The organism is Paenisporosarcina sp. P4_E4_2 (genome assembly GCF_056401595.1).
The window spans coordinates 1-11,455 of the sequence record NZ_JBFUJC010000065.1 but is presented as its reverse complement, the minus strand read 5'-3'; the positions used below and the strand labels follow the sequence as shown (position 1 = coordinate 11,455).

The 11,455-nt window shown below is 39.3% G+C and carries 11 protein-coding genes; 4 read left to right on the top strand and 7 right to left on the bottom strand.

The features are described 5' to 3' along the window. The coding region (locus AC1DSB_RS07145) for an NTF2-like N-terminal transpeptidase domain-containing protein (protein WP_477586243.1) at nt 1-885 on the bottom strand (885 nt) is incomplete at its 3' end. Between the two features lie 327 nt (nt 886-1,212). Here AC1DSB_RS07145 and AC1DSB_RS07140 point away from each other — a divergent pair. The 4 genes from AC1DSB_RS07140 to AC1DSB_RS07125 all read left to right on the top strand — a co-directional run bounded on the left by AC1DSB_RS07140 (nt 1,213) and on the right by AC1DSB_RS07125 (nt 3,457). Continuing rightward, nucleotides 1,213-2,175: a S8 family peptidase gene (locus AC1DSB_RS07140; protein WP_477531072.1), complete on the top strand. Its 963-nt coding sequence runs from the start codon at nt 1,213-1,215 to the stop codon at nt 2,173-2,175. Nucleotides 2,176-2,349: 174 nt separating this feature from the next. Next, entirely contained in the window at nt 2,350-2,508 is a 159-nt protein-coding gene (locus AC1DSB_RS07135) for a YvrJ family protein (protein WP_016428613.1), read from the top strand. A gap of 74 nt (nt 2,509-2,582) precedes the next feature. Beyond that, on the top strand, nt 2,583-3,200 hold the full coding sequence (locus AC1DSB_RS07130; RefSeq protein ID WP_477586241.1) for a sigma-70 family RNA polymerase sigma factor: 618 nt from the start codon (nt 2,583-2,585) through the stop codon (nt 3,198-3,200). Beyond that, the gene (locus tag AC1DSB_RS07125) at nt 3,200-3,457 is read left to right on the top strand and encodes a helix-turn-helix domain-containing protein (RefSeq protein WP_477532850.1); all 258 of its coding nucleotides are present in this window, start codon (nt 3,200-3,202) and stop codon (nt 3,455-3,457) included. The genes AC1DSB_RS07130 and AC1DSB_RS07125 overlap by 1 nt, the downstream gene beginning before the upstream one ends. 251 nt (nt 3,458-3,708) lie before the next feature. Here AC1DSB_RS07125 and AC1DSB_RS07120 read toward each other — a convergent pair whose 3' ends face one another. The 6 genes from AC1DSB_RS07120 to AC1DSB_RS07095 all read right to left on the bottom strand — a co-directional run. Further along, complete coding sequence (locus AC1DSB_RS07120; RefSeq protein WP_477532851.1) at nt 3,709-4,353, bottom strand: hypothetical protein; 645 nt, start codon at nt 4,351-4,353, stop codon at nt 3,709-3,711. After that, a complete protein-coding gene (locus tag AC1DSB_RS07115; RefSeq protein ID WP_477532852.1) occupies nt 4,350-4,496 on the bottom strand; it encodes a hypothetical protein in 147 nt (48 codons plus the stop codon). The genes AC1DSB_RS07120 and AC1DSB_RS07115 overlap by 4 nt, the downstream gene beginning before the upstream one ends. Before the next feature lie 1,051 nt (nt 4,497-5,547). After that, nucleotides 5,548-6,684, bottom strand: coding sequence for a DNA polymerase III subunit beta (dnaN, locus tag AC1DSB_RS07110; protein WP_477586238.1), 1,137 nt, complete (start codon nt 6,682-6,684; stop codon nt 5,548-5,550). A gap of 236 nt (nt 6,685-6,920) precedes the next feature. Further along, nucleotides 6,921-7,370, bottom strand: a complete 450-nt coding sequence (locus tag AC1DSB_RS07105; protein ID WP_477532854.1) for an HIT family protein — start codon at nt 7,368-7,370, stop codon at nt 6,921-6,923. 201 nt (nt 7,371-7,571) lie between these two features. Continuing rightward, a complete protein-coding gene (locus tag AC1DSB_RS07100) occupies nt 7,572-8,360 on the bottom strand; it encodes a hypothetical protein (protein WP_477586236.1) in 789 nt (262 codons plus the stop codon). 4 nt (nt 8,361-8,364) lie between these two features. Continuing rightward, on the bottom strand, nt 8,365-11,455 hold a 3,091-nt coding region (locus AC1DSB_RS07095; protein ID WP_477586234.1), incomplete at its 5' end, for an AAA domain-containing protein.

Sequence of the window (11,455 nt, the reverse complement as noted above, 5' to 3'; positions counted from 1 at the left end):
CAACCCTTGTCTGCCAATTAGGTCGCTTTCTGTATACCCTTCATCTTTGTGCTTTTCCAACTGTTCCGCTGTAATCACACCGATAAAGCCAGATAAATGGGAAAGTGCTTCTCCATACGGATATTCACGCATCGGTGTTTCCTTCCGTGTGACGCCTGGAATTTCAGCAAGCTTTTCCAGTAATGGAATGTCATTGTTCGAAACTTTTGCAATCGGCACAAAATAATCAGGCTTGACCCAACTCTGGTTCAACTGACTGTCAATGTATTTTGCTGTAGTACCGAGGAGCTCGGTTAACTCCGCTTTTTTCTCGTCATCTGTGAACTTCCCTGGCACAATTCCGATTTCATAACCAGTTCCATTCACAGCAATCGGGAGTCCGTTGCGGTCAAGAATTTCACCACGTGCAAAAGTCGTTGTTGAAATCCTTATCGTATCTTTTTCTCCTAGCTCAGGAAAAATGAATGATGAATCCCACTCCACAAACCAATCCTCTATCTCATCGTGTGTTTCGTGGACCAAAGTCATTGTTTTCTCGAATTCAACCGGTCCAGCAACTGTTTCCATTTTTACTTGTATTGGAAAACTTGCCGGTTTCTCGCTGTCCCACTCAATATCTTTAGCTGGCTTCGTATACGTTACTTCCACATTTTCGATACCTAAATCTTTTTGCAGCTTTTCCTGCCTTTCCACAAAACCTTTCTTTCCATATATGCCTTTCGTTTCTTCATTCAGATAGTTGCTATACATATCAGCGAATTCCCCATTGTTCCAATGCCCCAAATATTCCGCCAATAGTTCCTCCGGTGTCACCTTATCCCGACAACCTGAGAGGAAGATGACGATCAAAAAAAATGCAGCGAATACTGCCCATCCCTTTTTCATTTTTTACCCTCCTTCTTTAGCAGCGTTTCTAATGGCCAGTGATATTTGTATATTAATGGTAACACACTATGGTTGAACTTGATAAAATCTCCCTACTTCCTAATTTCAAATAAGATTGAGGTGGGAAAAATTGCTCAAATATTACTTTTTATTGCTATGAACTTAAAAAATAACAACCAAATAGTAATTTATAGTAAAATATTGTTATAAATTACCTATTATTTTCTTCCAATTAATGCTACCTTTGAATCTATTTTACTTTTCAGAAAATTGATACTATTAATATACATCCAGATTTCGCTTACTAATAATTTGAGGAGGGGGAACATGGAAAAATTAGTACAATTAATACCGTACAGCGTAGTAGAGCAACTGGACATGGTGAACGAAATTCCAAAAGGGGTCGAAATCATTCAAGCCCCTGAAATGTGGAACGAAACAAAAGGAAAAGGCATTACCGTCGCAATTTTGGATACAGGCTGTGATACGAACCATCCTGATTTAAAGGAACGTATCATAGGGGGGCGCAATTTTACGAATGATTACAAAAAAGACCCTGAGAAATTCGAGGATAATAATGGTCATGGAACCCATGTGTGTGGAACGATTGCGGCAACTCTCAATAACCAAGGTGTCGTTGGTGTTGCTCCGGAAGCAAGCCTCTTGATATTGAAGGTTCTTGGAAGAAACGGTTCTGGTCAATATGATTGGATCATCAATGCCATCCATTATGCAATTGAACAAAAAGTAGATATTATCTCGATGTCTTTAGGTGGGCCATCAGATGTGAAAGAACTTCACGAAGCTATTATCGAAGCGGTCAATCAAAAGATTTTGGTAGTGTGTGCTGCGGGTAATGCAGGCGACGGCCAAGATTCAACGGATGAACTTGGATATCCTGCCTGTTACAACGAGGTAATTAGTGTTGGGGCTGTTAATATGGAGCGCGAGTCCTCTGAATTTACCAATTCCAATAACGAAGTTGATTTGGTCGCACCCGGTGAAAAAGTGACGTCCACATATTTAAACGGAACGTATGCCACTTTAAGCGGCACTTCAATGGCTACCCCTCACGTAACGGGTGCCTTGGCATTAATTAAAATAATGGCGAATTCATCGTTTAAAAGAGAGCTGACCGTTCCYGAATTGTATGCCCAACTAATCAAACGGACGGTACCGCTTGGAAACTCTCCCAATATTGAAGGAAATGGCTTAATTTATTTGACACTTCCAGATTATATTAAAACAGTTTTCGATCAAAAAATAGTAGAATCACTTGTTTCAATATAATAAATAGCAGGTGCCTTTGATTAAAAGGCATCTGTATTTGCGATTGTTTCGTTGCTTACCTAGTTCTATGCATAAATATCAAATTTTTTCAATAAACTTTTTCAAGGAGTTGTGAAATGGTCGCATCTATCTTCTTTATCAAATAAATACTAATAAAGAAGGCGGGGATATTTCATGAGTACAGTAGATGTTCCATTATGGACAACAGTAATAGGTAATTTTGGATTTCCGATTGCCATCACTATTTATCTTTTCTATCGATTTGAGAAGAAAATTGAAAAATTGGAAGATGTCATTTTTCAGTTGAATGAAGACATCAAAGATTATTTATAAAAACGAAATTGAAGTTTCTTTAAATTTTTTTAACCGCTTAACCGAACTAGCGTTCTTTGCGGGAGGTAATAAGGATGAAAGAGTTATTCGATCATCATAATCAATGTGTTGAGACTTACTGGGATAAACTGGAGAAACACCGTCAAAACCCTATCATCAAATCGTTTTTGGAAATTCCAGAACATATTGCATTGTTGAAAGAAGTCAGGAATCAACCCACTGCCGAATTAAAGAAGAAATTAGATGATACGTTCAGGGAATTTTACTTCAACATCAGATTTACCACTTATTTATCACAAACCATTTATTTTAATGCAATCAATTACGATAAGAAAATTAAACTGATCTCCGAACGGTACCAGTTAGTTTTGGACAGACCTTTAAAAGAAGATGGTGAATTAACATTCCTTGATTTACTGAGTTCTTCGGAAAACATGGAAAATACGGATATTTTCATTGCTTCATCCACTATTGGGGACCATTTGACAAGCTATGAGATTTTTCATGCGATTCAATCACTCACAGAAAATCAGCAGCAAGTACTGAGTTTGGCTTACATTTATGGGTTGAACGATTCCGAAATCGCATGCAGCCTGAATAAATCCCAGCAAGCCGTTTCCAAAAGTCATACAAAAGCATTAAGAAAGATTAGAGAGATAATAGAAACCGAATTGAGAAGGAAGGGGCAGTAATGAGTGAAAGTTTATTTACTTTAGTAAAGCAGTCAAGAACGGATAACGAATCACTGGCCATCGTCATTGATTTGTTTGCTCCTAAAATTGATCGATCTTTACATCAGACAAAATGGCAATACCGGGAAGACTTGTCTCAAGAACTGAAAATCAAATTGCTGGAATGCATCCGAAATTATGAAGTCGATAACATTCCGGGTTATTTTCAAATGCTCGACCTCTTGGAAGGACAGAATGCTCAATACTATGAGCAATAATAATTGGCTAGTTTTTGGCGATACCTGCAAGGCATAGCCATTTCCTAAAACTCCTCCTTTCTAAGTTGATCGGAGGTCTTTTGCTGAAGTTGGTGAATTTTTGTACTGGGATTATCCTAAGATGGTGTGTTTTCGTCCATTCGGGATACATTTCCGTCCACTCATGGTGTTACTTTGACCGCTGGCGATAGGTTTTCGTCCACTCGCAGAGTGTTTCTGACCATTTGCGATGACTTTCCGTCCACTCATCACTAATTGACTATAGCCTCCCTCTGATTCTTTTCCAATAAATGACTACTGCCACCACTTACATGATATTCCGATATTTCCTTAAACCGTGCTTTCACTTCTTCTCTCTTATTCATGATCAAATGTTCGGTGTAGCCCCATTTGTTCTTGATCAGGAAATCTACGCCTTTGTCATAGTAATCAAACGGGTTGGTGTATTGGAAATAAAGTTTAAGCATAAGAATTTCATCAAGAGCATCTGCTTCTACCAAATCATCTTCATTCATTTTCATTGAATAATAAAGCATGAATTGACCTGCATACTCTCCTCTTAATATTTCCACAACGCCAAGGCTAAATGTAATAGCTGCACTCAAATCGATTCTCACTTTCGGTAAATATAATGTGGCATTACGGATATACTGAGTCGGGGTGATTCCCATCCCCACATTCCCAGACCTGCTCCCTTTCCATAATTCCAGAAAAGCTTGATAGTGATTCTTCTTCAATCGTTCCGTTTCGAAATAGGCCAAGCTATCCATGTTATACCATTCATCTACAGAATAAGTTTCAAAGTCAGCGTCAAGAACGATTATCGAGACAATTGCATAATCGAATCCATGAATTAATTGTTCTGCATCTACTATTTTCTCGATGAAATCAATCATCCGTTCATTACTCTCATCTTCTTTGCTTTATAAACATCTTCCACTTCATACTCCCCGATAATTCGAACGAGCTGGTATCGGTCCTTTCCATGCTCAATTACAGTGTACGTTCCACCGATATGCTCTATTTTCAAGTTTTTCATATTCATCTCTCCTTCTACTTATATAAGGTACTTTTATTTTCTTACTTCCCCACGGGTAAAAGAAAAAAATTGTTTTTGAGATGTAAGTAACTCAACTTTCGCAGCATGAAAATACACTTCCCTTCCTACGGGAAATTGAAGGAGACTTATTTTAATTAGAGACTTGACGAAAGAAGAAATGATTTTCTCGGTGCATTTACATGGATTCACATAGTCAGGTAGTTCCGGTTCGCCTTGGAGTTAAATCTACTGCACCATTGACCTGAACGAAAAGACCCTGGGGAAGTGACGCTGTCACTTCCCCAGGGTCTTTCTCTTGGGCAATCCTACGGTGAATTTTCGTCCGTCGCTCCCCGGAAATCGATGTGCCCATGTTTAAGTGCTTTTGGTTAACGAAAGATTCGACACCTAATCTCGGGAAAACAACCTGCCAAAGATGAAATTTTGGAAGGTTCCTTCTTTTTTATCCGGTTGTGCGAAGCTTATTTCTTTTTCGTCTAAAGTGAACTGCCTTTAAGTTGTTGATTGAGGCTGAGTGGCGAAACCCCGCACCATAAGAAAGAGCTATTTTAAATTGGGGCTGTCCAAAAAGTCCTTTCCTTTTTTCTGATTTCGTTGCAACTATCCGATAACATCTTAATTTATCAGTCTCATTTCATAAAAGGTTTCTAATTCTACTTATTGTCGAGATATGGAGCAAAACAGAGGAGACTCCAGCGGGAAAGGCGAAGTGTCGAAATCCACTCGAACAATCAGTTCGAGTTAGTTCGGCGCAAGCCCGCGGAAAGCGTAGCTGTTTTGCGGAATATCAACCTCATATTGGTTTGATCATAGCATTTCAAAAGTGTGGGATGTACAACTGAAGTACGAATGTCGATAAAGAAAGAGCGAAGTGACATGCGTTCCTACTAGTAGTCAATAGGGATATTAGTTTATGCATCAGCGTATATTCCCCTAAGATTGGAGAATGTTTTTTCTATGCGAAAGTTGAGTAAGTAAATAAAAAAACGAGCTGCGACTAGGTCACAACTCGTTTCTTAATTTTTGTCATTTAATACGTTCGTACAGGTACTATTAATTGCAGAACTGCGTCATCGTGAACAGAATTCAAGATAAATGGACGCATGGTTCCTGTAAATTGAACTTTTATATCGTGGCCACCAAAAGCTTTTAACGCATCCATCATATATTTTGCACTGAAGGAAATTTTCAGCTCTTCTCCTTCAATAGATGTTGCTTGAATTTCTTCTTCTACTTGTCCCACTTCGGGTGAACTGGAGGATATTTCAATGACGTTTCCACCCAATGAAGTTAATCGCACAATATTATTACGTTCTTCACGTGCGAGTAACGAAGCACGATCAATTGCTTGAAGTAAAGCCTTTCCATCAAGCGAGATTGTCGTATTATATTCGTTTGGAATCAATCGGGATGTGTCTGGATAACTCCCTTCTAGCAAACGCGAATAGAATAATACACCTTCTGTTTTAAACAACACTTGCTGTTGTGTCATCATAATATCTACAGGCTGGGAAGAATCAGCAATGACTTTATTTAATTCACTTAAGCTTTTACCAGGGATTACTACACTGAACTCTTCCTCGGGCAATTGCTTTAAGTTCATTTTCCGCCGTGCCAAACGGTGACTATCCGTCGCTACACACTGAAGAACTCCGCTTTTCAATTGCCAGTGAACACCGGTTAATACTGGACGGCTTTCTGATGTAGAGATTGCAAATACTGTTTCACGAATAGTGGATTTTAGTAAATCTGCTGGAATGGTAAACTGTCGATTATCTTGAATTTCTGGAAGTAAGGGATAATCAGAAGCATCCAATCCGATTAAATGAAATTCTGACTTACCTGAACGAATATGCGTCCGATTTTGCTCATTGACTTCAATTTCAACAGCATTTGTTGGCAGTTTTCGAACAATCTCATTAAACATTCTGGCTTGTACCACAATAGTTCCGTTTTCAAAAATATTGATAACCTGTTCGCCATTTTCTTCGGCTTTTATAAAAGTTTGAATCGTGATATCGGAATCACTACCTGTAATATATAAACCTTCTTCTGTAAGTTCTAATTTAATCCCGGTTAAAATGGGAATCGTTGTCTTAGAATTTACTGCTTTCATTACATCATTTAACCCATCTAATAATCGTTCACGTTTGATTTCAAATTTCATTATGATACCTCACTTGTATGTATTTTTTAAAATTGAACATTAAAAAGTAATACGATGACGATTAATACTGACTGGATTGAAACGGGTAACTTAATACTTCTTCAATTTGATCTGTCTTTTCATATTGTAAAGGCTATCCACTCATCTTTTTGTCGCTTCATGTCGAACCAGACAAATATTTAAAGACCGTTGAAGATTAAAATTCAGCGGTCTGATAATAATTAGTATGCTTATGGTTAGTATAACTCACTAATCACCTTTGCTAATTCATTGCGTGTTCTAGGCAGTTTTTCTTTAAGGTCTTCATTGTCCCAAGGTTCTTCTGTATAGAAACTTGCGAATGATTGATTTTCATATCTTGGCACAATGTGCATGTGGTAATGTGATAATTCATCAATTGTGCCACCGTTTTGACAAACCGTTATTCCATTGGGATTAAATATATTTTTTAAGGCTTTTGAAAGTAATTGAGATGCTTTCATTACAGCAATTGCAGTTTCCGAGTCAAATTCATCAACATAGCGAAAATGCTGCTTAGGTAAGATTAAAGTATGTCCTTCGTTAAATGGATCGTGGTCTAAAATGCAACAAACGAACTCATCTTCATAAACCACGTGAACAGATAAATTATTTGCCAACGCGCAGCCCATACATTCCATACCTTCAAGCTTATGATTAACTGTCATTTAGCTCACCTCATTTAAATTAGAACTACGTTAAATGTTGATGTTAATGCTACGCTTTCCTAGGGCGAGCGCAAAGACTCCTCGGCGCTTGGAAAACCGGTACTCCGGTTTCTGTTTCGGCATCGCTGCGCTAGCTTCGAAACATGAAAGTGCGTTGGAACTGAGATCAACAATATAGTTTATCAGAGCGTATATTAAAAGTTATGATGTCGGTTGATCAAAGTAGTGTTTTCTTAGACGGCTTGCTTCCTTCTGGTTAAGTTCCGTTTCAAATTGCACATCGAATTGGCCCGTCCACGTATTCCAGACACGAATAAAAACAGTATCTTCAGTTGTGTCATGCATGTGGAATTCGAAGCAAGCTACTCGTAATGTGTCTTGCAGTTCAATTGAGCAAATCTCTTCAATCTGTTTCTGACCGTTCTCCACTATAAATTCGAAGCCCGAGTCCTCGATGATTTGTATAATTTGTGAGTCTTTCAGTTCGTTCACATTTAATTGATTGTTGTCTTCACCAAAACGATAATCAGGAAGTTGATCGTCTGCCTCTACTGACGTTTGATTGGTATCCTGAATGAGAGCATCGTTATGATAGGGACTGAATGCAACTTCGACCTCTTCCTCCAAGGAATCATGCACGAACGTTCCTACTTTCAGTTGTTCCATCCCAAGGTCGGTCAGCCGATAGAAACCTTCATTTAACTTAACCATCTGATTTTGTATCATCAGCTTCAGCATATGATCCACAAAAATGTTTTCCACCGCCAGCAATTCGCTGATTTCTTCAGTGTGTTTGACGTCCAGTTTCCCCAAAATCTTCAAGATCATTTTCATCAGTACATCCATTTGACTTCGGATACCCGTTGTCATCTGAATGTTAGCAAGTTGAAGCGGAAACCCCCATCTCTCACTTCCAAGCAAGCGAAGATGCCGTTGTTCCAGCAACACGGTCGATACTTTCGACATTTCTGTATCAAGTTGTTTGCTCATAAAATCACTTCCTGCCTGCGTTAGTTTCCAATTGTTTCAGTCCCTCGTATTTCTCTACGACATTCAATACGTGTCGGAACATGATCTTTTGGGATTCGCCGTGGGCTTTTTTCGTGAACATGTCCGCACTGCCGACAATCATAAGAAGTTCACGTGCTCGAGAAAGTGCCACGTTTAATCGTCGGTAATCCTTTAAGAACCCAATGTTCCCATCCTTCTGGTGATGATTACGCACGAAGCTCAGAATGATAACATCCATTTCCATCCCTTGGAATTTATCGACTGTTCCTGTTCGGCAATGAAGGTGAGGCAGGTCGAGTTCTTGGCTGAGAAGACGATCCACTTTTTTCACTTGTTCCCCGTAAAAACTTATGACGCCTACTTTCTTCTTCACGTTAGCATTCAGACGGCCATCCTTTTTCGCGTGAGCTGTCGCCTGATCCAAATCCAGTAATAATTCACGGATTTGTTTCAGCTCAGCTGCATTGTAATAGCTACGGCTATGCTGCTCCCGCTCCTCAAGAAATCCTTGCTCATTCGGCATATCGTACCAAATGATATGCTGCCCACGTTTGAACAGCTTGCCATCCAGCAAGTGATCACGTTCTTTGCTCGAATCAGCCAATCCGCATTCCAATCCGTAATTATTTTCACGGTAAAATGGGTTGATTGTTTCCATTATGTGCTCATGCATTCGGTATTGAATGCGAAGCGTTGCCTTGCTGTCTTCAGGCAAATCATTGAACAACCGTTCAAAAATGGATTCTTTCAAAATCGATGTCAAATCAGCTTTCTCTTGTGCATCGGTCATATCTTCGAGCACTTCGTCCATCGTGTCCTGTCCGACCAACGGAGGCAGTTGATGATGATCGCCAACCAAAATGATTTTCTTCCCTTTTAACATCGGCAGCAGTAATTCAGGTGGTGTTGCTTTTGATACCTCATCAATAATGACCACATCAAAATCGGGATACTGTGTCACAAAATCCTTACTTGCCGAAATCGAACACGTTACACCAATCACATTCGCATACTGAATATACAATTTCTTGATTTCATCCATATCATAAGCAGTTGATTGTCCCAGCATATCCTGCCACTCGAGACGAATGTCGTTGGAAACGTTCAGGAAAGTTTCTTTTCGTTTTAATTCGATTAATTGTGCTGATGTATTCTCGAAGTTCGTATTCACTTCGTTCAATAAAGCATCTACATCGATACTGATAATTACTTCAAGGTCGGTCACTTCTTTATTAATCGTTGTTTGCTTGAACTGTTCATCAGCCAATTTCTGTGCCAAATCTGCCATTGTATCTTGAATTTGGTTCATTTCGTTTTCACGTTTTTGCATAACCCCTCGTTGCACGGAGGTTGCTTGTACCAAACCTTCTACGAAGCTCTCTTCTGTTCCCATCTGCTCAAGCTCTGCCTCTTTTTCCGTAAGAGCCTTTTCGATTTCGACCATTGGAACAAGTACTTCTTGATTGGGTACCGTTTCACGCATACCGGAAAGATTCTTTTCAATAGAATCAATTTCTTCAACCAGTGCAGAAAGTTTTGGAGTCAATAAAGTGGTCTCTGCAGCTAACTCCTGCAGACGTGTTACAAGAGTTTGTCCAACGACTTCTTTCAGCTGTTCAAATGAAGTCAAAATTTCATTCTTTATTTGCTCATTTCCTTGTGCACCATTACGTGTTAATCCAACTTTTCTGGATACTTTCAGGACCATCATATGTTCATAAATAGCCGACAATTTTTGTCGATCCGTTTGATTTAACGGCTCCCGGAATGCGTTCATTTGTTTGGTATAATCCCGAAATGCGTCTACGACTTTTTTTACATACCGATCTTCAAGCTTCACTCCAACAACATGAGGCATCATCGATATCTTTTTTGCGAGCATCTTCATATTGTATTGATGCGCGTTTAGTTGCTGTTCTGCATAAATAATGGCTTTACTCAACGTGTCATCCACTTCGGAATGATTCCCTATTTGAATCGAAGCTTGATAGTTCATACGCAACTGGTCCATATGATGAAAAATCGAGTTGATTTCAGATGAACGAGCCCATGATTCCTGCCCCATCAACTTTTGTAATTCAGGGATTTTCTTAACATTTGGGATTTGCTTCGCTATATGTTCCAAAGTCGCTTGCTGAGAAGAGGCCTTCTTCAATTGGTCCACATTTTCCTGATGCTCATTTCTTTTCTGTTGAAGAGATGTTGCCGTTTGTAAACATGCTAACTGTTTTTGAAGTACTTGAATTTCATCATTGAGTTTAATGTGAAGTTTAGCAAATTCACCTGTGCCCGAAAAAAGAGCTACTTGGTCATTCAACCGTTCATATCGGCTTTTTGCATCCTCAAAAATGTCCTGACTCATAATCAATTGAAAGTCAAATTGATCTTTTTTTCGCTTCAACTCTTGAACGTATGACTGACTTGACTTCAGTTCGTGCTGAAGTCTGTTCAAATTTTCCTTGGCTTGATTCTTTTCCGTTTTCTTCGTTTCAAGAGTCTCTATTTCACTCTTCAGATGGTCGATTGTTGCTTCAGTTTCTTTAATAGAAGTAAGAAGAACCTGTCCATCTTTTTTAAACTGGTTTACATGCGTCTGGATCGACAAAAGCGTCTGTTGCTTCCAGTAAAGAGCAACTTGTTCTTCAACAAAACGCTGCCCTTCTTCCTCGATGCTTTCACTTCGACCGATTCGTAAAATTCGAATGTCCTGGTCCGTCAATAATTTACCCAGTGCATTATCAACCGCCAAATTCGATTGTGAGGCTACTAGCGTTTTCAAACCCATTTTCGCATGCTGATAACAAATTTCAGAAATAACCGTGGTCTTTCCTGTTCCGGGTGGCCCTTGTATGACATACATATCCTGTGCGGCAATCGCGCCTTCTACTGCCTGTCGTTGAAATTCWTTCAGATTTTGCTTGAAGGTTAAGTCTTCCGGAACCTTCCCTTTTCGCACAGTCGGTCGTTTCTCGAATAACAGCTTTTCCAGGTTCGGATTAACTGCCCAGCCATTTTCCAGACGCTTGAACCCATCTTTCAAACGATTAATTTGTGCCATTTCCGCTACATTATCG